This window comes from Methylomonas sp. PHL2-19 (genome assembly GCF_059331595.1).
This window is the reverse complement of the sequence record NZ_CP196839.1, coordinates 3,795,503-3,817,523: the sequence shown is the minus strand read 5'-3', so window position 1 is coordinate 3,817,523 and position 22,021 is coordinate 3,795,503. Positions and strand designations below refer to the sequence as shown.

At 54.4% G+C, this 22,021-nt stretch carries 19 protein-coding genes; 8 read left to right on the top strand and 11 right to left on the bottom strand.

Annotation, left to right across the window (positions count from 1 at the left end):
• Positions 1–119: 119 nt before the first annotated feature.
• Complete coding sequence (locus ACR02O_RS17545) at positions 120–1,217, top strand: IS5 family transposase (protein WP_458137750.1); 1,098 nt, start codon at positions 120–122, stop codon at positions 1,215–1,217.
• A 292-nt stretch (positions 1,218–1,509) separates the two neighbouring features.
• Here the strand turns inward: ACR02O_RS17545 and cysZ are convergent, their stop codons facing one another.
• Entirely contained in the window at positions 1,510–2,259 is a 750-nt protein-coding gene (gene cysZ / locus ACR02O_RS17540) for a sulfate transporter CysZ (RefSeq protein ID WP_494522097.1), read from the bottom strand.
• The gene (gene mtnA / locus ACR02O_RS17535; protein ID WP_494522096.1) at positions 2,253–3,290 is read right to left on the bottom strand and encodes an S-methyl-5-thioribose-1-phosphate isomerase; all 1,038 of its coding nucleotides are present in this window, start codon (positions 3,288–3,290) and stop codon (positions 2,253–2,255) included. Before mtnA ends, cysZ begins: the two co-directional genes overlap by 7 nt.
• Before the next feature lie 399 nt (positions 3,291–3,689).
• On the opposite strand from mtnA, the gene ACR02O_RS17530 reads away from it, so the two are divergent.
• The 6 genes from ACR02O_RS17530 (at position 3,690) to ACR02O_RS17505 (ending at position 8,870) form a co-directional block, all read left to right on the top strand.
• Positions 3,690–5,012, top strand: a complete 1,323-nt coding sequence (locus tag ACR02O_RS17530) for a TRZ/ATZ family hydrolase (RefSeq protein WP_494522095.1) — start codon at positions 3,690–3,692, stop codon at positions 5,010–5,012.
• Positions 5,013–5,154: 142 nt separating this feature from the next.
• The gene (gene ubiG, locus ACR02O_RS17525; protein ID WP_458137961.1) at positions 5,155–5,862 is read left to right on the top strand and encodes a bifunctional 2-polyprenyl-6-hydroxyphenol methylase/3-demethylubiquinol 3-O-methyltransferase UbiG; all 708 of its coding nucleotides are present in this window, start codon (positions 5,155–5,157) and stop codon (positions 5,860–5,862) included.
• Between the two features lie 6 nt (positions 5,863–5,868).
• Positions 5,869–6,540 (top strand): HAD family hydrolase, encoded by a 672-nt coding sequence (locus tag ACR02O_RS17520; protein ID WP_458137960.1) that lies wholly within the window; start codon positions 5,869–5,871, stop codon positions 6,538–6,540.
• Positions 6,531–7,259, top strand: a complete 729-nt coding sequence (locus ACR02O_RS17515; protein WP_445368629.1) for an SDR family NAD(P)-dependent oxidoreductase — start codon at positions 6,531–6,533, stop codon at positions 7,257–7,259. The genes ACR02O_RS17520 and ACR02O_RS17515 overlap by 10 nt, the downstream gene beginning before the upstream one ends.
• Before the next feature lie 7 nt (positions 7,260–7,266).
• Positions 7,267–7,815, top strand: coding sequence for a putative Fe-S cluster assembly protein SufT (gene sufT / locus ACR02O_RS17510; protein ID WP_033155276.1), 549 nt, complete (start codon positions 7,267–7,269; stop codon positions 7,813–7,815).
• Between the two features lie 167 nt (positions 7,816–7,982).
• Entirely contained in the window at positions 7,983–8,870 is an 888-nt protein-coding gene (locus ACR02O_RS17505) for a GGDEF domain-containing protein (protein WP_458137959.1), read from the top strand.
• Between the two features lie 40 nt (positions 8,871–8,910).
• Here the strand turns inward: ACR02O_RS17505 and ACR02O_RS17500 are convergent, their stop codons facing one another.
• The 8 genes from ACR02O_RS17500 to ACR02O_RS17465 all read right to left on the bottom strand — a co-directional run bounded on the left by ACR02O_RS17500 (position 8,911) and on the right by ACR02O_RS17465 (position 19,919).
• On the bottom strand, positions 8,911–9,609 hold the full coding sequence (locus ACR02O_RS17500; RefSeq protein WP_494522094.1) for a response regulator: 699 nt from the start codon (positions 9,607–9,609) through the stop codon (positions 8,911–8,913).
• A gap of 24 nt (positions 9,610–9,633) precedes the next feature.
• Complete coding sequence (locus ACR02O_RS17495; RefSeq protein WP_458137957.1) at positions 9,634–12,372, bottom strand: DUF4118 domain-containing protein; 2,739 nt, start codon at positions 12,370–12,372, stop codon at positions 9,634–9,636.
• The gene (kdpC, locus tag ACR02O_RS17490) at positions 12,369–12,959 is read right to left on the bottom strand and encodes a potassium-transporting ATPase subunit KdpC (RefSeq protein ID WP_494522093.1); all 591 of its coding nucleotides are present in this window, start codon (positions 12,957–12,959) and stop codon (positions 12,369–12,371) included. Before kdpC ends, ACR02O_RS17495 begins: the two co-directional genes overlap by 4 nt.
• A gap of 9 nt (positions 12,960–12,968) precedes the next feature.
• Positions 12,969–15,080 (bottom strand): potassium-transporting ATPase subunit KdpB, encoded by a 2,112-nt coding sequence (kdpB, locus tag ACR02O_RS17485; protein ID WP_494522092.1) that lies wholly within the window; start codon positions 15,078–15,080, stop codon positions 12,969–12,971.
• A gap of 19 nt (positions 15,081–15,099) precedes the next feature.
• Complete coding sequence (kdpA, locus tag ACR02O_RS17480) at positions 15,100–16,917, bottom strand: potassium-transporting ATPase subunit KdpA (RefSeq protein WP_494522091.1); 1,818 nt, start codon at positions 16,915–16,917, stop codon at positions 15,100–15,102.
• A complete protein-coding gene (locus ACR02O_RS17475) occupies positions 16,917–17,006 on the bottom strand; it encodes a potassium-transporting ATPase subunit F (RefSeq protein WP_033155269.1) in 90 nt (29 codons plus the stop codon). Before ACR02O_RS17475 ends, kdpA begins: the two co-directional genes overlap by 1 nt.
• 518 nt (positions 17,007–17,524) lie before the next feature.
• Complete coding sequence (locus tag ACR02O_RS17470; RefSeq protein ID WP_494522090.1) at positions 17,525–18,181, bottom strand: hypothetical protein; 657 nt, start codon at positions 18,179–18,181, stop codon at positions 17,525–17,527.
• A gap of 610 nt (positions 18,182–18,791) precedes the next feature.
• A complete protein-coding gene (locus ACR02O_RS17465; protein ID WP_494522089.1) occupies positions 18,792–19,919 on the bottom strand; it encodes an aminotransferase class V-fold PLP-dependent enzyme in 1,128 nt (375 codons plus the stop codon).
• A 256-nt stretch (positions 19,920–20,175) separates the two neighbouring features.
• Between ACR02O_RS17465 and ACR02O_RS17460 the strand changes: the two genes are divergently transcribed.
• Positions 20,176–21,723 (top strand): cation:proton antiporter domain-containing protein, encoded by a 1,548-nt coding sequence (locus ACR02O_RS17460; RefSeq protein WP_033155266.1) that lies wholly within the window; start codon positions 20,176–20,178, stop codon positions 21,721–21,723.
• A gap of 108 nt (positions 21,724–21,831) precedes the next feature.
• Here the strand turns inward: ACR02O_RS17460 and ACR02O_RS17455 are convergent, their stop codons facing one another.
• Entirely contained in the window at positions 21,832–22,017 is a 186-nt protein-coding gene (locus ACR02O_RS17455; RefSeq protein WP_458137951.1) for a hypothetical protein, read from the bottom strand.
• Positions 22,018–22,021: the final 4 nt, after the last annotated feature.

Here is a 22,021-nt window from a genome sequence, read left to right as displayed (position 1 = left end):
TTTTTCGCAGTTAGTTCGTTGCTTTAGCAGGCTGGTGAAAAACTCGAAAAGCCAAGTAAGCTAAGGCATAGATGAGCGGCTAACTGTTAAAATAGGCTACCTAAATTTGGAGCCTTTCAATGCGCGGACACGATGCCATTCAAAACAGCTGGTTCAGCTATGTTGGCCTGGAAGACCGTATTCCCAAACAGCATCCGTTGCGTCGTTTACGGCTACTGGTTGATGGCGTATTGGCCTCGATGGATGCCGTCTTTGCCGAGCGTTACTCGCACACAGGCCGTCCCTCGATTGCCCCTGAAAAACTGCTGCGCGCCTTGCTGTTACAAGTCCTGTATACGGTCCGTAGCGAGCGTCAGTTGATGGAACAACTGGACTACAACCTGTTGTTTCGCTGGTTTGTCGGTCTGGGCATCGACGACGCCGTGTGGGAACGCACAGTGTTCAGTGCCAACCGCGAACGCCTGCTGTCCGAAGCCCTGAGTCGCGAATTTTTTGAGCGGGTACTGGCCATAGCCGAATGGCAAAATCTGGTGTCCGACGAACACTTCAGTGTCGACGGTAGCCTCATTGAAGCCTGGGCCTCGCACAAAAGCTTCGTCAAAAAAGATGGTAGTGGTCCCGATAAACCCGCCGGCCGCAATCCCGAGATCGACTTCAGTGGCGAAAAGCGCAGCAACGCCACCCATCAAAGTACAACCGATCCCGAAGCCCGGCTTTACAAGAAAGGCGAATACACCGAGGCCAAACTGCGTTACATCACCCATGCCTTGTCCGAGAATCGCAACGGCCTGATTGTCGATGTCGAAACCACTCAAGCCACCGGCACCGCCGAAATCGAAGCCGCGCAAAAAATGATCAAACGCCGCGTGCCCCAAGGTGGCAGCGTCGGTGCCGACAAAGGCTATGACCAACCGGCGTTCGTCAACGGACTCGAGTCCCGTGATATCAAAGCCCATGTGGCCCGCAAAAAGATTGGCAGTGCCGTCGACGGCCGCACCGCGCGCGGCAAAGGTTACGCCCAAAGTCTCAAGCGCCGCAAAATCGTCGAAGAAGCCTTTGGCTGGGTCAAAACGGTCGGCGGCCTGCGCAAAACCCGTCACATCGGCTTAGCCAAAGTCGCGGGTCAGGCCTTGTTTTGCTTTGCCGCCTACAACCTGACGCGCATGCTCAACCTATTGGTGTTCACGCCGAAACCGGCGTGGAGTGCACCCGCCTAGGGTGAAGTTCGCCTGAAAACCGTCCACAGACGGCTTCAGGCGAATAAAAAGCCCTTGAAACCGGGGCAAAACGCTTGAAACTCGATGTCATGACCGATTTCAACTCGAAAAAATCACGAACATCGTGGGTAAGGGGAAATATCGGCGGGTTTTTCACCAGCCTGTTAGGTGGGCAATTTGTTGCCCACCATCTCAATGTCGGCTTAGGGTCGGTTGCGTCGAAAAAGCCCCGAGTCTAAAAACGTGCAGCACGTCGTCTAACCAGGTCGAGCCTGGGCAGCTAACATGGTGGTTAAGCAATCGTTTGCTCGGCCGCTGACGATTCAGCTTCCCCTAGCCGGTACACGTAAATCGTCGCACCTATAACAGCCGCCTGACCCATCACTAAATTGACAATAGGCAAGGTCAAACTCAAGCCGGTCAAGCCACCGAAGCTTAAAACCCCCCAGCGGGTTTGCTGCATGAATTGCTTCTGTTCGGGAAACGGCAGGCCGCGTTCTTCCAGCGGATACGCCAGAAATTCCATGGCGATACCCCAGGCGGCAAACACTGCCCAGATAAAGGGCGCTATCAGATTGACGACTGGAATCAAAAATAGCAGCAGTAGTGGCAAGACCCGCAACAACAGATAGCCGACCCGGCGTAATTCGCCGAAAAACACCTTGTCCCAAGGCAGCTCGGCTTTGACCGCGCTGCCGCCGCTGATCAGTTGCAGCGTCTTAGCCGCAAGCTGGCTGTAATACGGCGCGGCGATCAAATTGGCGAACAGCGTAAAGGTGAAGAAGCCGATCACTAAAAAGCTGACAAAAAACAGCGGCCATAAAATCCAATTCAGCCAGGACAACCAGTCCGGGATAAAGGAATGTATCAAAGCCGATACCGAATGGTAGCCCAGCACGAAGGCGCCGGTGTACAACACCATGTTGATGAACAAGGGTATCAACAGGTATTTGCGCAGTTCGGGGTGGGTGAGCATTTTCACGCCCTGCCACAAGCAGTTCAGCGCAAAGACAGGGTTATTGCCGCGCGGTAAATTTAACATGGTGCCAAACTCCTTACCCCGTGCAGGCCGGGATCGATAACTACGCCGCGTTCGGTGACGATGGCGCTAATCAGGGCGGCTGGGGTGACGTCGAACACCGGGTTCCAGGCGTTCACCAGTGAGCCTTCCGTTAAGTAACAATCCGCCAACAATTCTTTGGGATTGCGTTGTTCTATTTCGATACTGTCGCCATTCTCCATGCTGAAGTCGAAGGTGGATGAGGGCGCGGCGACCATCATTTTCACGCCGTGTTGTTTTGCCAGTACCGCCAGCGAATAAGTGCCAATTTTGTTGGCGACGTCGCCGTTGGCGGCGATGCGGTCGGCGCCGACGATGATCCAGTCGATTTTGCCGGATTTCATCAACCAGGCCGCCGCCGAATCGGCGATCAGCGTGGCCGGGATGCCGTCTTGCGCTAGTTCCCACACCGTCAAGCGCGCGCCTTGCAGCCAAGGCCGGGTTTCGTCGGCGTAGACGTTTTGCAAGTGACCGCGCTGGTGCAAACTGCGAATTACGCCCAACGCGGTGCCGTAACCGCCGGTAGCCAGCGCGCCGGCGTTGCAATGCGTCAATACGGCTTTGGCATTGCCGATGACATCCGCGCCGCGCTCGCCCATGGCGTGGTTAGCGGCGATGTCTTCGGCGTGGATTTGCTCGGCCAATTGGTTTAGTGCGGCGACGGGTTCCGGCGGATTTTGCGCCATCAGGCCGCGCATTTTATCCAGCGCCCAGAACAGGTTTACCGCCGTCGGCCGGGAGGCGGCCAGCTGTTGAATGTCCTGTTCCACCAGGCTTTGCCATTCTGTATTTGGATAATGCCGCAGTGCCGATAGCACGACGCCGTAGGCAGCGGCGATGCCGATGGCCGGCGCGCCGCGCACCCGCATCGAGGCAATGGCCTCGGTGACGCCGGCGGCGTCGCTGTATTCGTCGTAGGTGATGGTTTCCGGCAGCAAGCGCTGGTCCAGCACTTTCAGGCTGTGTCCGCTCCATTGCAAGGCTTGTACGGAAAGTTTTTGCGTTGTAGTCATGATGATTTCGTCTAAATCTATATTTGAGGAGGTTATGAAATGCCCGGCAACTGCTACTTTTCCCTATGCGCTTGAGGTAAAAGCGCGGCCAATTTGCGTTGAAAAGGCAAATCAGATGCGGCGGCAGCCCGTTGTACGAGTGCTATTTTAAGGTGTTTTTGCACTTACTGCCGGGGGATATTGACTTCCCGTTGGCTGCGATCCGTGTCAATACAATGGCGGGGGTTGGGTTTTCGCGCAGGCGAGACGGTACAGTGCCCCGTCCCATTCCGGCATCATGACGTTCAGCAAAATTAAATTGGGGTGTGGGTCGGAGTGGGTGGCGGCCTGCGCTGTTCTCCGCAGGCGAGCAAGCCGGCTAACGAGGTATAATCGCCGCTTTGCATATCGGGAGAACCCATGCTGGTCGACCTTCTCATTCAAGCCCGTTGGATAATACCGGTAGAGCCGGCGTCCGAAATCCATGAGCACGCCAGTCTTGTGATAGATGACGGCAGAATTGTCGATTTGTTACCGACTGAGCAGGCCATGTCAAAGTACCAAGCCCGACAGCTCGAAGTGCTGGATCAGCATGCACTGATTCCGGGTTTGATTAACTGCCACACCCACGCCGCGATGTCCTTGCTGCGCGGAATTGCCGACGATCTGCATTTAATGGATTGGCTGCAAAACCATATCTGGCCGGCCGAACAAAAACGGGTCAGCGAAGCGTTTGTCAGAGATGGCACCGATCTGGCGATTGCCGAGATGCTGCGCTGCGGTACGACTTGTTTTAATGACATGTATTTTTTTCCGGAAATCGTCGCGCAACAAGCCATGCAACACGGCATACGCGCCAATATCGGTTTGATCGTGTTCGATTTTCCGACCGTCTGGGCGGAAAACGCGGATGCCTATCTGACCAAGGGTTTGGCGCTGCACGAGCAACTCCGGCATGAAACTTTGATCAGCACCTCGTTTGCGCCGCACGCGCCATACACCGTGTCGGACGGACCGTTGCGTAATGTCATCACCTACGCCGACGAGATGAATCTGACCGTGCACATGCACTTGCACGAAACCGCGCACGAAGTCGACGAGCAAAAAAGTAAAAACGGCCAAACGCCGCTACAGCGTTTACATGAACTGGGTTTGCTGACGCCATCGTTTATTGCAGTCCATATGACGCAATTGTCCAGCGAGGACATCCAACTTTACGCGGAAACCGGCGGCCACATCGTGCATTGCCCGGAATCCAATTTGAAATTGGCTAGTGGCTTTTGTCCGGTGGCGGCGTGTCTGGCGGCCGGCATCAATGTGGCTTTGGGTACCGACGGCGCGGCCAGCAATAACGATCTGGATATGCTGTCGGAAATGCGCACAGCAGCCTTGCTGGGTAAGGGCGTAGCAGGCGATGCCAGCGCGGTATCGGCGACGACAGCGTTGGAAATGGCGACTATTAACGGCGCCAAGGCCTTGGGTTTGGACGCTGAAATCGGTTCACTGGTTATCGGCAAAGCGGCCGACGTGGTAGCGATAGATCTGAGTGAACTGGAAACTCAACCCTTGTTTAATCCGCTGGCGCAAATCGTCTATGCCGCCGGCCGGCATCAGGTGACTGATGTTTGGATTAACGGCAAGCAGTTACTGCGCAAGCGCGAATTGACCTCGTTTGATGTTCCGGCTCTGCGACAAAAAGTCACACTTTGGCAAGAACGCTTGCAAGAACATCCAGCGAATTAATCGTTTTTTTATAAGTCGCCAAGAAGCCTTGTGAAAGGCCATTTAAGCCGTGGTACTGAATTCAACATCAGGGCCGGAAGTTGGCGCATGACGAATAACCTAGTAATACAGTAAACTATAGCCCCATGAACAGGTTGGCATTATGACAGCGACAGAAAACGTACATCCTCACGAAATTCATAAGTTCGGCTCGCAAGCCGAGCGTTGGTGGGATCCGAACGGCGAATTTAAAACCTTGCATGACGTCAATCCTTTGCGCTTGCAGTTCATTCAGCAGTACGCTGATTTGTCAGGCAAGCGGGTGGTGGATGTCGGTTGCGGCGGTGGGATTCTTACCGAAGGTTTGGCGAAAGCCGGCGCGGATGCCTTGGGTGTGGATTTAAGCGAAGACTTGCTGGATATTGCCGATTTGCATGGCCTGGAAACCGGCGTCAACGCCAGTTACCGGAAAATCAGCGCCGAACAACTGGCCGAGGAACAGCCGGCCGGCTTCGATCATGTCACCTGCATGGAAATGCTGGAGCACGTGCCCGACCCCGCATCCGTCATTGCCGCGTGTGCAACGCTGGTTAAACCTGGCGGCATGGTGTTTTTCTCGACATTGAATCGGGTGCCGAAAGCTTGGTTGCTGGCTATCGTCGCCGCCGAGCATGTGCTGAAAATGGTACCCAAAGGCACGCACGACTATAAAACCTTTATCAAACCTTCCGAGCTTGGGCAAATGGCTAGAAACGCCGGACTGGAACTGCAAGGGATGGTCGGTATCGAATACAGCCCCTTCAGCAAGCGCTTTAGTTTGGGTAAAGATATAGACGTCAACTATATAGCGGCGTTTCAGCGCCCCGAGTAACCCGGCATGACTGGATTTAAACTGGATTGCGTGCTGTTTGATCTGGACGGGACCTTGGTCGATACCGCACCCGATCTGATCGCCTGTTTGAACAAGACGCTGCTGGCCCACGGTTTTCCGGAAGCGCCGACAGAGTCGGTGCGTCCGTTCATTTCCCACGGTGCCATGCCGATGATCAGGCATTGCGTAAATGTGAACGACAGTCTGGCGCAGCAGATGCTGGCCTTTATGCTGGATACCTACGAACAGAATATCGCTGAACATAGCCGTTTTTTTCACGGCATTGCCGACAGTTTGGAAGCTATAGAACAACTGGGTTTGAAGTGGGGCGTAGTCACCAATAAAAAGTCCCGTTTTACCGTGCCCTTGATGGAGGCGATGCAACTCAGCGACCGAGCCGCCTGCATTATCAGTGGCGATACCACTGCCAATAGCAAGCCGCATCCGGAACCGATGTTGGCCGCTTGCCGCCAAGCCGAGGTGTTGCCGGAAAATTGCGTGTATATCGGCGACGCGATACATGATATTACCGCCGGCAAACGCGCGAATATGAAAACCCTGGCGGCACTATACGGTTATTTGAAAAGCGACGATCAGCCCGACACCTGGGGTGCCGACGCTTTGATCGAACAACCGCCACAATTGATGGAATGGATACACGCTAATTTATGTCATTAAGCAATAAGGTTTTACTCATTACCGGTGCCGGCGGCGGTCTGGGTGGCACAGCGGCGCTGGCTTTAGCCGGGCAGGGCGCGCAAATCATTCTGCTGGATAAAAGCATTCCCAAGCTAGAAAAAATCTACGATGCGATTGTCGCTGCCGGCGGTCCTGAACCGGTGATGTATCCCTTCGATTTGGCAGGTGCCAGTGAAGCGCAATACGAAGAAATGGCCGAAGCGATAGCGCAACGCTACGGCGCTTTGCATGGCGTATTGCATGCGGCCGTGGAATTTAGCGCCTATAGCCCCATCGCCAATTACAAAACCAAAGATTGGGGACATGCCTTAAACGTCAACCTCAGTGCGCCTTTCCTGTTGTGCCGGGTGTTGTTGCCTTTGCTGCAACGCAGCGAGCATGCTTCCATCGTGTTTATTTCCGATTCCTCGGCGCGTAAAGTCCAGGCTTATTCCGGTGCTTACGGCGTAGCGAAAATTGCGCTGGAAGGCTTAGCCGGCATTCTGGCTGCAGAACTGGAAGCAGCAGGAAAAATCCGTGTTAATACTTTGGTACCGGGACCGGTGGATTCACCTTTGCGGAAGAAAGCTTTCCCGGCCGAAGATAAAACCAGGCTGCCAAGTATGAACAGCCTGGACCCGCTGTATGTTTACTTATTCAGCGACGCCAGTATCGGCAAGACCGGTCAAATTATTGACGCCCAAACTTTCAAACCTTAAGAAACTTATGGCAGACAGAGAAGTTGTATTTTTAACCCGCGACGTCAACATCGTGACCATTCCGGACGGCAATCACGGCACCTTGAGTAAAGGTCAGGAAGTGACCATCCATCAGGCTTTGGGCAGCAATTACACCGTGGTGACCGATTACGGCCATATGGTGCGGATCGCCGGTATCGATGCCGACGCCCTCGGCAAGGAAACCCAGCATTTGCATACCCTAGTGTCGGAAACCGACAGCAAGGCGGTGGAAAAGAACTGTTGGGAAGTGATGAAAACCGTCTACGACCCGGAAATCCCTGTCAACATCGTCGATTTGGGTTTGGTTTACCATTGCAGCGCCAAGCCCAACGCCGATGGCGGCAACGATGTGCATATCCAGATGACCTTGACCGCGCCCGGTTGCGGCATGGGCCCGGTGATCCAAAGCGACGTGGAAAAATGCATCCGCGCCTTACCCGGCGTTAGTTCGGTTGATGTCGAAGTGGTGTTAGATCCGCCTTGGTCGCGGGAAATGATGTCGGAAGTCGCGCAAGTACAGTTGGGTTTGTTTTAAAAGTCGGCAAAGGTAGGCGGCGGCAGCTAAGCGGCGGAAAATTGCCGCTTGCTGAAGAAACCTGCGGTTGTTTGTGTTTAAGTTATTGTATTTTATAGCTATAAAATAATTGGCACGCTCTTGGCTTTATTCTCCTTGAAGTTTGATTCAAGACTCGGGGAACCGTCATGAGAGATAAAGCAGCCGATTTAGCGATAGTCAGTAATAAAACCTTTGAAGCGTCAACCGCTGTCAATTTGCATCACTACGATATCAGTAGTGCTTTGCAGACTTCATTGGAATTCAACGAGTTGATCGCCATTTTCTGCGACAAAATTCAAAATACCATTCCGCATAACGGCTTTGAATACATCAACGAAGAGTTTGATTTGGAATTCAAACGCGGCGTGATGGCCCGCCACTCTTGCAGCTATGCCCTAAAAGTCGAAGAGCAGCAGCTGGGCGAGTTGAAGCTAACCCGCAGCAATCGCTTCAGCAAAGACGAATTAAAAATGCTGGAAAGCCTGTTGTGCTGCCTGATTTACCCACTAAGAAATGCCACCTTGTTTCAACAAGCATTGAAAATGGCGTTTACCGATCCATTAACCAAAACCAACAACCGCACGGCGTTTAACGACTGTTTGCTGCGCGAAATTAAACGTGCGCATCGTAATTCGCAGCATTTGTCGGTGATTTTTGTGGATGTCGATCACTTCAAGCATATCAACGACGATTACGGGCATGCTTGCGGCGATTTGGCTTTGTCGTCATTGGCCGGCTGGTTGAAAGACAGTGTGCGCGGCAGCGACGCGGTGTTTCGTTACGGCGGCGAAGAGTTTGTGATTTTGCTGAGCGATACCGACATCGACGGTGCGATGGTCATAGGCGAGCGCATCCGCGCAGATATTGAATCGCACACTTTGGCTTATGGCATGGACGTGTTGAATCTGACCGCCAGTTTGGGAGTTGCAGCCTTAAAAGGTAGCGATAGCCCGGAATCCTTGCTCAAACGGGCCGATGCCGCGATGTATCAAGCCAAACAACGCGGTAGAAACCGGGTAGAAGTGGGATATTGATTCGGTTTTCGCACTGCGGCCATCAGACGGCGATAGTCGCTTAACCCACTTTAAAGCGATAGCCCACACCCGACTCGGTCAGCAAATATTTCGGCTGAGTCGGATCGCTTTCCAGCTTTTGCCGCAATTGGCTCATGTAAATCCGTAAATAATGCGGATTTTCCTGATACGACGGCCCCCAAACTTCCTTCAAAATTTGCTGATGCGTCAAAACTTTGCCGGCATGCTTGATCAGCACGCAGAGCAAGCGGTATTGAATCGGCGTCAGATGAATGTCGTTGCCATCGACGCTGACAACCCGATTGCGTAAATCCACTTTCAGCGCATCGACGACAAACATCTCATCCTGCGTATGTTCCGCCGGCCGGCTCGCATGCCGCAAAGCCACCCGTATGCGCGCCAACAGCTCACCAAATCCAAACGGTTTGGTTAGGTAATCGTCCGCGCCGGCGTCCAAGGCGTCGATTTTTTGCTGTTCGTTACTACGGGCCGACAGCACGATGATAGGCACGGCCGACCAGCTGCGCACACTCTTGATCACCTCGACGCCATCCATATCCGGCAAGCCTAAATCCAGAATCAGCAAATCCGGTTTACGCACGCCGGCTTCAATCAGGCCTTGTTTGCCGGTCTCGGCTTCGAATACGGCAAAATCGTGCGTCGCCAGACTGGTACGCAAAAAGCGCCGGATCGGTGGATCGTCTTCGATCACGATAATGACGGGATGCGTTTTAGCCATGGCCAAAATCCAGTGGGATTACGTTCATTCCTCCGGCTCCATAAGCGGAGGGCATTCGTCGTTGGGTAGCGCGAAGGTAAAGATCGCACCGCCCCCCGGTTTGTTGTTAGCGCGAATCCGGCCGCCATGCACTTCGACAATGGCTCGGCAAATCGCCAGCCCCAAGCCGACGCCGCTTTGCGCCGATTCATGACGGGCTTGGTAAAATTTCTCGAACAATTTATCCTCCAGACCTTTGGGAATACCGGGGCCGTGATCGGCGACCGAAATTTCCATCGTATTGCCGACGTATTGGGCAAACACTTCAAGTTCGGAACCCGCAGCGGTATAGCGCACGGCGTTTTCCAATAGATTAATCAACACCTGCTCTATCATCACCGCATCGACAAATACCAGCGGAATACCCGGCGGCAGGCTGACGCTGACTTTTCGGCCGGCCAGGTGTTTTTGCAAACGGGTCAGCACCGTGCCGATAATTTCTTCGACAGGATGCCACTGTTTGTTTAATTCCACCACGCCGGCGTCGAGTCTAGCCATGTCCAGAATATTATTCACCAAATTGGCCATGCGTTCGGCTTCGTCATAGATGGCACGGCCGAGTTCCAGCCGGTGCTGGGCCTGTAAATGGCCTTCGTCTTCGACCAGAGCGCTGGCCGAGCCGATGATCGTCGACAACGGGGTCCGCAAGTCGTGAGAAATTGCGCTGAGTAAGGAGTTGCGCAGTCGTTCGGCTTCGATTTGCAATTGTGTCGATTTGGCCTGTTCGGCAAAGCGTAAACGGGCGACGGCCTGGCCGATTTGCCGCAAAAAGGTTTCCAGTAATTTCTGCTGCTCCGGCAAAAACACCCGGCGTAAATTGACCGGTAACAGCGCCAATACGCCGATGGCTTTGTCTTCGTCTTGAATCGGAAAATAAATCGCCGCGCTGCCGGGTAAGGTATGGGTGCCGTGCCCGGCCATTTCGTTGTGATCGTAGACCCACTGCGCCACGCTCAAATCCGTGCCGCGCAAAGACTGAGGCAGGCTGTGTTGTTTCGGATAGACCAGCCGTCCGCCCGCGTTGGCAAATAAAATGACATTGCGGCTGCTGAATTCGGCGTATAGATGTTTAACAGCGGTCGCGACGATCTGCTGTTCGCTTTGCGCCACCGCCAACTCCTTGCTCATCGCGTATAAGGCCGCGGCGCGGCGTTCGCGATGCGCGGCAACCTTGGCCTGCGCGCGGACGTTGACCATCAGATTGCTGATGACAAAAGCCACCACCAGCATGGCCAACAACGTGATCAGATACTGGCTATCGGCTACCGACAGACTGTAGAAAGGCTGCACGAACAGCACGTCGAATACGCCGACGCTGAGCAAGGAGGCCAACACCGACGGCCCGCGCCCGAAATGGGTGGCGACAAACACCACACCGAGTAAATACACCATCACCACATTGGCCAGTTCCACCTTGCCGAACAACATCTTGCCCACCGCCGTGCAGAGCAAGGTCACTCCCATCGCCCACAGATAGCCGCGATAGCGTCGGCGAGTTTTACTGGGGATGCGTTGTCGCAGGCCGGGCAGGGGTGATTTCTTGAATAAAGACAGCTCGGCTTCCAGTTCCTCGCGTTCGCCCAGTTGCGGGCTGCCCAGCAGGTAAATATTGATATTGTGAGCGTGGCTGATCAATACATCGACCACAGAACCCAACAGCCAGCGCCGCCAGCCGCGCCGGCTGGGCTTACCGACCACGATTTTGTTGATATTGCGTTCGCGGGCAAAGCGGATGAGCGCTTCGCTCATCTCCGGCGCGCTGAGTGTCACCGTTTCGGCGCCAAGCTGTTCCGCCAGCCGCAAAACCCGCAAAATACCGTCGCGCTTTTCGGCGGGCAAGCGCGCCAATTCGGGCGTTTCCACGTATACCACGATCCAGGCCGAGCGCAGGCTGGTCGCCAAGCGCTTACCGGCTCTGACCAGACGCTCAGCCAGCACATTCGGGCCGATGCACACCATCAGCCTTTCGTTGACCTGCCAGACTTCGCGAATCGCATTGTCTTCACGATAATCCAGCATCTGCGCGTCGACGCGATTGGTGGTTTGCCGCAAGGCCAGTTCGCGTAGCGCAATCAGGTTGCCTTTACGGAAAAAATTCTGAATCGCGTGTTGGGCTTGCTGCGGCAAATAGACTTTGCCTTCTCGTAGGCGCAGCAACAATTCGTCCGGCGGCAAATCCACCAGCTCGACTTCGTCGGCATCCTCGAATACCGTATCCGGCACGGTTTCCCAGATACGAATGCCGGCAATCTGCCCTACATCGTCGTTCAGGCTTTCCAGGTGTTGCACGTTCAGCGCGGTATACACATCAATCCCGGCTTCCAGCAATTCGCGAATATCTTGCCAGCGTTTCGGATGGCGCGAGCCGGGGGCGTTGGTGTGCGCCAACTCGTCGACCAAGATGATGGCCGGCCGGCGTTTTAAGGCAGCATCAATATCAAACTCCTGCAACACGGCGCCTTTGTAGTCGATCTTGCGGGTTGGGAGGATTTCCAATCCCGCCAACAGCGCTTCGGTGTCCGCGCGACCATGAGTTTCCACCAGGCCGACGATCACATCAAGATTTTCCGCGCGGCGTTCGCGCGCCGCCAGCAGCATCGCATAGCTTTTCCCGACTCCTGCCGCCGCGCCGAAAAAAATCTTCAGGCGGCCGCGTTTGGCCTTGGCTTTGTCGCGTTCGACGCGGGCCAGCAGTTGATCGGGGTCCAGGCGTTGTTCGTTCATGGTCTGGCGACTTGCGAGTAGGCGTCCAAAGCCAGATTTAAACTCAAGACATTGACTCTAGGTTCGCCGAATACTCGCCATTGCCTTGGCTCGCTATGCGATTCGACCAAATCCCGAACGACACTTTCCGGCAACTTGCGCGCCTTAGCCACGCGCTTGATTTGGTAATGGGCCGCCGCAATACTGATGTGCGGATCCAGCCCGCTGGCGGATGCGGTAACCAAATCCACAGGCACCAGAGCACGATTGTCCGGGTCGAGTTGCTGTAGTGCTTGAATGCGCAGTTTTACCGCGTCGCTCAAGGCCGGATTGGTCGGGCCGAGGTTGGAACCGCCGGATGCCGCTGCGTTGTAAGGGTAGGGCGCGGTCGCCGACGGCCGACCCCAAAAATAGCGGGCCTGGCTAAAGCTTTGACCGATTAAAACAGAACCGACGGCTTGGTCTTGTTTATTGAGTATCAAGCTGCCGTTGGCTTGGGCAGGAAAAACGCCTTGCGCCAGTAAAGTGACCAGCGACGGATAGATACCGCCAGTGAGGATGGTTAGCAACAGTAGCAGTGTTGCGGCAGGTCTGAAGTAGCTAATCATGTTTTTCTCCTACACCAGATTCATCGTTACCAGTATCAAATCAATCGCCTTGATGCCGATGAACGGCACGATTAAGCCGCCGACACCGTAGACCAGCAAATTGTTTTGCAAAAGTTTTTCGGCGCCGAGCGGCTGATATTTGATGCCTTTCAAAGCCAGCGGGATCAAGGCGATGATGATCAGCGCATTGAATATCACCGCCGACAGTATAGCGCTGGCCGGGGTGGCCAAACCCATGACGTTCAAAACGTTCAAAGCCGGATAGGTGGTGGCAAAGGCGGCCGGAATGATGGCGAAATATTTTGCCACGTCGTTGGCCACGCTAAAGGTGGTCAATGCCCCGCGAGTCATCAACATTTGCTTGCCGGTTTCGACAATCTCGATCAGTTTGGTGGGGTTGGAATCCAGATCGACCATATTCCCGGCTTCTTTGGCGGCCTGGGTGCCGCTGTTCATCGCCACCGCCACGTCGGCTTGCGCTAGCGCCGGTGCGTCATTGGTGCCGTCGCCGGTCATGGCTACCAAGCGTCCATCCGCTTGATGCTGACGAATCAAAGCCAGCTTGGCTTCCGGCGTGGCTTCGGCCAGAAAGTCATCGACACCGGCCTCGGCGGCAATCGCCGCAGCAGTCAAACGATTGTCGCCGGTAATCATGATGGTTTTGATGCCCATCTGCCGCAGTTCGATGAAACGTTCCTTAATGCCGCCTTTGACGATGTCTTTTAATTCGATGACGCCCAGGGCCTGCTTGCCATCGGCTACCACCAGCGGCGTGCTGCCGCGCCGCGCCACGTCGACGACCATTTTCTGGATTTCGTCGGGAAAGCGGCCGCCTTGTTCGGTCACATACTGTTTAATCGCATCCTCGGCACCCTTGCGGATTTGCCGCATGTTTTCGCTCCCTCGCCCTTCGGGAGAGGGCTGGGGTGAGGGGAAATTGACCCCGCTCATCCGGGTTTGGGCACTGAAGTGGATAAAGGTGGCGCCCAGGGATTGCACGTCGCGCTCGCGCAAACCAAACTTTTGTTTGGCCAGCACGACGATGCTGCGGCCTTCGGGGGTTTCGTCGGTTAACGAGGCCAGTTGCGCGGCATCGGCCAACTGTTTTTCGCTGATGCCCTTGGCGGGAATGAAAGCCGCAGCCTGCCGATTGCCCAAGGTAATGGTGCCGGTTTTATCCAGTAACAGTACATCCACATCGCCGGCCGCTTCCACCGCTCGGCCGGAGGTGGCAATCACGTTTTTTTGCATCATCCGTCCAATTCCGGCCACGCCGATAGCGGACAGCAAGCCACCGATAGTGGTGGGAATTAAGCACACCAACAGAGCCACCAGCACGGTGAGCGAAATTGGGTGGCCCGCACCAGACGTTTCCACGCTATACAACGAGAACGGCAGCAAAGTCACCGTGGCCATCAAAAACACCAGCGTCAGGGCCACTAGCAAGATGGTCAAGGCAATCTCATTCGGAGTTTTCTGCCGCTTGGCGCCTTCCACCATCGAAATCATCCGGTCCAGAAAGGTTTCGCCGGGGTTAGCGGAAATCCGCACCACCAGCCAATCGGACAATACCCGGGTGCCGCCGGTCACCGAACTGAAATCGCCGCCGGATTCGCGGATCACCGGTGCGCTTTCGCCGGTGATGGCGCTTTCGTCCACCGAGGCCACGCCTTCGATGACATCGCCATCGCCGGGTACAAAATCCCCCGCTTCGATCAACACCACATCGCCTTTCACCAGGCTGGATCCGGCGATTTTGGTGTAGTTACTACCGTAACGCGGTTCATCCAGCTTCTTGGCGGCAATATCGCGCTTGGCGGTGCGCAAGAAAGCCGCCTGCGCTTTGCTGCGGCCTTCCGCGGCGGCTTCGGCGAAATTAGCGAACAGCACGGTAAACCACAACCAGACTGTGATGGTTAAAATAAATCCAGCCGGTTCTTCGCTATCGCCGGCCAAAGCTTGTAGCCATAACAGCGTAGTTAACAAACTGCCCAGATATACGACAAACATCACCGGATTTTTCCACTGTTGCTGCGGTGTCAGTTTTTTAAAGGCTTCCCAAACCGCTTGCTTAAGCAGGTCAGGGTCGAATAAGGAAGACGAGAGCGCTTTGTGAGTCATATGCTTACCTGCTATGAAATCAAGAATGAGCGAGCATGTGCAACTGCTCGACGATAGGGCCTAAGGCCAGCGCCGGGACAAAAGTCAGCGCGCCGACCATTAACACCGTGATAATCAGCAACACCGCGAATAAAGGCGTATGGGTGGGTAAGGTGCCGGGGCCGACCGGTACGTGTTTTTTGGCGGCCAGCGAGCCGGCGATGGCTAATACCGGAATCATCAACCCGTAACGCGATACCAGCATGGCCAAGCCCAGCAGGTAGTTATAAAACGGCACATTGGCCGATAAACCGGCGAAGGCGCTGCCGTTGTTATTGCCGGCGGATGACAAGGCATACAGCACTTCGCTAAAGCCGTGGGCGCCTGGATTGAGGATGGATGCCTTGCCGGCTTCGGTCATTAGGGCTATCGCCGTGCCGCCCAGCACTAAGAGCGGGGGAATTAAAATAATTACCGCCGCCATCTGCATTTCAAAGGCTTCGATTTTTTTACCCAGATATTCCGGCGTCCGGCCTATCATCAATCCGGCGATAAACACTGCCACCAGCGCGAACACGATCATGCCGTAAAGACCCGAGCCGACACCGCCGAAGATCACTTCGCCCAGTTGGATCAACCACATGGGGATCATGCCGCCGATGGGAGTGAACGAGTCATGCATGGCGTTCACCGAGCCGTTGGAGGCGGCGGTGGTCGCTACTGCCCACAGTGCGGAATTGACGATGCCGAAGCGGGCTTCCTTACCTTCCATATTGCCGCCGGCTTGTTGATTGGACGCGGCTTGATCAACGCCCAAACTCGCCAGCGCCGGATTGCCGTGCTGTTCGGCGGGTACGGTGACGAACACCAGCGCTACAAACACCAAGGTCATCGCCGCCAACAGTGCCCAGCCTTGCCGGCTATCGCCGACCAGAAAACCAAAGGTATGGCATAGCGCGGCGGGGATTAACAGGATGGCAAGCATTTCCAAAAAATTGCTTAGCGGGGTGGGGTTTTCGTAAGGATGCGCCGAGTTGGCATTAAAAAAACCGCCGCCGTTGGTACCAAGCTGCTTGATGGCGATTTGCGAGGCCGCCGGGCCCAAGGCCAGGGTTTGTTCCTGGCTTTGTTGGCTTTGTTGGCTTTGAGTGACGGGTTGACCTTGTGCATCCAGAACAGCGTGCCCATCCGCATCAATTGCTGGTGCCGAGTAAGTTAGCGGTTCTTGCAGCTTGACGGTGGCATAGCGATCAAAAGTTTGCACCACGCCTTGCCCCACCAGCACGACGGCCAGCAGCAATGAAAGCGGCAACAGGATATACAAGGTCGAGCGGGTCATATCTACCCAGAAATTGCCGATAGCGTTGGTGTTACGCCGGCTGAAACCGCGTATCAAGGCCACCAACACTGCCATACCGCTGGCCGCCGATAAAAAGTTCTGCACGGTTAACCCTAGCATTTGCGTGAGATAACTCATGCTGGCCTCACCGGCATAGCCTTGCCAATTGGTGTTGGTGGCAAAACTGATGGCGGTATTTATAGCTGAGTCGGAGCTGATGGCCGGCAGGGCCTGCGGATTGAGCGGCAACAGGTCTTGGCAGGTTTGCAAGCCATAAACCACCAGTAAACCCAGCACGTTAAAGACCAGCAATGCACCTGCGTATTGCTGCCAGCGCATATCTTGCTGGATTTGGATGCCGCACAGCCGATACAGCCCGCGCTCAAGCCCGGCAAACCAAGTGTTGGCGACGATGGATTCGTCTTGATACACCCGTGCCATGTACGTACCCAGCGGCTTGCTCAGCAGCAGTAAGGCCAGCAGATAGATAAAAATTTGTAAGAAGCCGGTTTCGTTCATCAGAATTTCTCCGGATAAAACAGCGCGACCACTAGATAAATAAACACCAGCAGCGCCAAGCCGCCGCTTAATAGATAAATCCCGCTCATATAGACCTCCTGCAAAGATGCTTAAGCATTTTTTAGACGGGCGAATACGTCAAACAGTCCAAAATTTTGGCGGTTTTGCCGCTGATCGCCTGAGTCACAATCTACCGATTGGCGGGTAAAAATGTCGTAAAAATTCTTGGGATATTCGTTAAGAAAACATAAAACTCAATCGAATTTGTTGATCAAGAAGGCTTTTCTGTTGGGAAACTTGCTCTTGCTTTGGCGGGATGAATTCGGGATTGATGGCTGAATTGTTTTGCCGATTGACGGTAGTTCGTGGTCAAGGACGCAATAGCCTGCGGGTATTGCGCCGTAAGTAATTAACCCGGCCCTATTCATCGCTGATACGCCATTCGGGCTGAGCCCGGCGGAGCCTGAGGTGGTTGGCCCTGCGTTAGGGCGAACGGTAAAGGACCGGATTAATCAGCGCCGCCACAGGGCGAAATATGCCTTTGTCTATTGCCGCCCTGTGGATTTAGCCTTACTGTCTTGAAACGCGACGAATTAACCAGTTGCGTTTAACGGGACCAGCGTAATGCCTTGGCGATATTACGTCGACTGATGAAGCCTAAGCCGCTCAGCAGCAGCCAGGCCGCGCCGGGAACTGGTACGGCCGAAATCGGCGAAGGAAGGCCCAGTTTGATGTTGTCAACCTGCGCATAGGTCGAGCTGAAGATAATTTTATTCAGGTTTTTGAAGGAATCGTTGAAATAAAGGGTTTCCAGCGTATTTGTGGTCGCGTCAAGCAGGAATGACTGGCTGACGAAGCCGCCGGCTTGCGGGTAGCCATAAACAGAGAACTGCCGGCCGCTGGCAATTGTCCAAAACGACGCCGCGTCCATACTGAGTAAGTCAAACGAACCGCCATCCCGTTTTTCCAGTAAAAAGACGCTACCTTGATTGGTGACTACCCCGGAATACAAACCGACGCTGCCGGTCCAATAAGGGCTGGCAGGCATGATCGCGTAGAGGGTTCCGCCGCTTAATTGGAATGATACACCGGCCAGTGTGCTCAACTTGAAGCCGTCTTCCAGATAGGGTTTGGGCACTGAAATTTCGTGATTGGTGGGATGTAAAGCAATGCTGTTGAAATCGATGGTGGTGACGGCAGCATGGCCGGAGCTTGCCAAACCGGCAAGCAACATTCCGATCGCCGGAAACAGTGTCTTTTTCATTCAATTCTCCTAATTGTTTGGGGTGGTGACTGCATTGAGGGTTGAGTCTAACGAAGCCGATAGCTTGCGAAAACTGCACAAAGGGGTAGGGGAAAGGTAGAACTGATGATGCCGGTCAAACAGAATTTGTCCATTGACCAAGCGCATCTCCGATTTTTATATAAAAAATTAGGTGCTGGTCCTGCTCCGTAACAAGACGTTTGTTCTGGTAGCCGTTATCAAGTAGTTGGGTCTATCGACGGCAGTGTGTTTATCAAATGAATGAGACCGCACTTCCCGTGACTGCAACCGCATTTTAAAGCGCGCCGTTGGCATGTAAAAACATCCAGAATGCAAGCACGAGATGTCCAGTGGTGCCGCCGATTCTTGTGGCGGCACTGCTAAACCGCTTGGCGGCGCCTTACCGCCAGCCGGATGTGCATTCGAGATGTTGGGGGACGCAGACGAGGGAATTTTATATGCCGCCGGGACTTTTTAGGATGCCCTCGCAGCGGCCGGAAACCCGCACGGGTGCTATGGAAGTCTGGGCAAAGCGGCTGTCTATGCCTTCGGCCCGTTTAATCAGGCAAAAGTTACCGATAATATTCGTACCAATACAGTTCGGCGAACGTCATTCCGAAACCGCTGTGGCCAGTATTAGCGCCCGATCCAATTCCGCCAATGTATTGTAAAAATGCGCGGAAAAGCGGATTCCGCCGCCGCGTAGGGCACAAACCACACCATTTTTTTGCAAATGCTTATAAAGCACCTCATTGTCTATGGATCGGTGTTTGAAGTTGACGATGCCGGACTGCAAACGGCTGTGCCGCTGCGACAGTAAAATCAGCTCGGCGTTGGCGCTGATGGCTTCGCGCAGGTAGGCGCTGCGCTCCAGAACCAGGGCCTCAACCGTCGGCATGCCGGTTTCCAGCAATAAAGACAAACTGGCCGACAAGGCGTGAATGCCTAACATGTTGGGACTGCCGCATTCGAAGCGCCGGGCGCCGGGATGGATCTCCCAAGGCAGGTTTTCGTAGTTATGGGTGTCCTTCATCATGTGCCAACCGTACTGGCTCAGCTTGAGCCGGTCGCGTGCGGCCGGGTTGGTGTAAAACACCCCCAGGCCTTCCGGGCCGAACAGCCATTTATGGCCGTCGGCCATTACGAAGTCGGCGTGATAAGCTTGCACATCGAATTGCACGGCGCCCAAGCTTTGAATCGCGTCGATGCAAAACAAAATGCCGCGTTGCCGGCAAAACTCGCCGATGCGCTCCAGATCCATGCGCAGGCCGGAGGCGAATTGAATGGAACTGATGGTCAACAAACGGGTATTGCCATCCACCAGCGCAAACAGGGCATCTTCCGGGGTTGCGGCACTGTGCAAATCGGCTTCTCTAAACTCGACGCCGCGCTCGGCCAAGGCTTGCCAGGGCAGGCGGTTGGACGGGAATTCTTCGTTGCTGGAGACGATGTTGTCGCCGGCTTGCCAGGGTAAGCCAAAGGCCACGAAAGACAAGGCTTCCGAGGTGTTTTTCACCAGCGCAATATCGTTAGCCGAGGGTGCATTCAATAAGGTCTGCAATTGGCGGCGGATTTCGTTTTCTTTTTTCAACCAATCCAGATAGTAATGCGAGCCGAACTGGCAGTTTTGTTCGGCAAATTGAATCACCGCTGCGCGGGTGCGTTTCGGCCAGGGGGCTACGGCGGCGTGGTTGAGATAAATCAGCTCGTCGGTTAACGGGAATTCGGGGTGTTTCATGTTGCGTACCGGTAAAAAGGGGGAGGGCGAATCGATAGGGATGATGCGGTAAAACACTCGGCCTATCAACCTTCTGTACAGATGATGGGCTTGCTCGGACGGCTAAAATTTGGGATTTCCGCGAAAATAGTTGGGCCTAGATCGTCCGGAAAATCCAGGCGCAAGTGGCGTAGCTGTTTAAAAATTAGCCAGTAACCTTTTAAAACAGGTTACGATCCCGATATATTAAACGGCGTTTTTATTTTGGTTGATAGATATGATGGAATTAACTTGGATTAGTACGGCATATATCGCTGGTTTGGTAGCCAGCCGCCTGTCTTTTCCGCCGCTGGTTGGTTATTTGGTCGCTGGTTACGTACTGCATGCCCTGGGCATTGCGGTATTGCCGGATCTTCACCATTTGGCGGAGATCGGTATTGAATTATTGTTGTTTTCGGTCGGTTTAAAACTCAAGCCCAGTTCGCTGATCCGTCGAGAAGTGCTTAGCGTCGGTGGCTTGCATTTAATGTTGATGGCGTTGATTTCCGCGCTGGTGTTTCTGTGGCTAGAGCAGCGAGTGACCGGCGGCTTGGTGCTGGGGCTCAGTTTGGCGTTTTCCAGCACCGTGTTGGCGATCAAGGTGCTGGAAGATAACGGCGAATTGTCGTCGCTGCATGGCCGGGATGTCATGAGTATCCTGATTTTGCAGGACATCGTGGCAATCGGTTTGTTGGCGCTGGCGGAAGGCAGGCAGCCTACGCCTTGGGCATTGGCTTTGTTACTGGTGCCGCTGTTACGGCCGATAGCGCATCGGGTATTGTCGGTCAGCCGATCTTCGGAACTGAAATTGCTGTTGGGGGTAACGCTGGCGCTGGCCGGCGGCGTCGCCGCGGAAAGTGTGGGTATTGCCGCGGATATTGGTGCTTTGTTGACCGGCGTGATGTTGGCTAATCATCCCAGGATCAAGGAGTTAAGCGATAGACTCTGGGGCTTGAAAGAGCTGTTTTTGGTGGCGTTCTTCTTGCAGATTGGTGTCAGTGACTTACCGAACCGGGCGCAGATTATGGACGCCTTGCAATTGCTGGCGTTGTTGCCTTTGCAATGTGCGCTGTTCTTTGGTCTATTTGTGGTCGCCGGACTCCGGGCGCGTACTGCTTTCGTATCGTCCTTGGCCTTGACGACGTACAGCGAATTTTCGCTGATTACCACCAGCGCCGTCGTCAAAGCTCAACTGTTGCCAGCGGAATGGAACGCTATCATCAGTTTGGCGGTGGCCGGTTCGCTGGCCATTGCCGCACCGTTAAACCGTTATTCCCATCGCTTGTTTTCCTGGGTAGAGCCACTGCTGGTGAGGTTTGAAAGAAAGTCCGACCACCCGGACCGCCTGCCGGATTCGTTCGGCGCCGCCGAATGGCTGGTGATAGGCATGGGCCGAACCGGTGGCGTGGTCTATAAAACCCTGTGCCAGCAAGAGCAAAGGGTGGTTGGCTTGGATGCCGACCCTACCGTGCTGGAATATCATCTTGCCGCCGGCAGAAGGGTGCTCTACGGCGACGCCGAGGACACCGAGTTATGGAGCGGTTTACCCTTGCATAAGGTTAAAGGCATTATCCTGACGGTGCCGGCATTCGAGGTGCGTTTGACTGCTGTGGCTCAGCTTAGGAAGCGCGGTTTCACGGGGCAGATCAGCAGTATTTGTTACCACGGTGTGGAAGAGCAGCAATTATCAAAAGCGGGCGCCAATTTTGTGATCCATCCCTTGATTGAAGCTGGTAATCGTCTTGCCCACCTGATGCTGAATCGCCGGGAGCAATCAAGCCAGTGAAGGGCTGCTGATCTTGGATGGGCAGCGAATCCAGGTGTTTGCTGCTTTAAGGCCCGCTTTCAGCGTAACCAAGGGCAAACCGCTAAAATACCCGGGTTTGTAGCGAGACTAAGCGGCTTTGTTGACAAACAAAACGATATTGCTTGTGTCCATTGGCGGCCACGCCTGAAAATCGATAGGCAGCTCCAGCAATGGCCCGGTAACGCATGACTTCAACGAGCCATCGGTTGCGATATAAAGCTTTTTCGGCAACTTGGCTTTGTGATTGTCGATTTTGGCGGTTTGAGTGTTCATTACG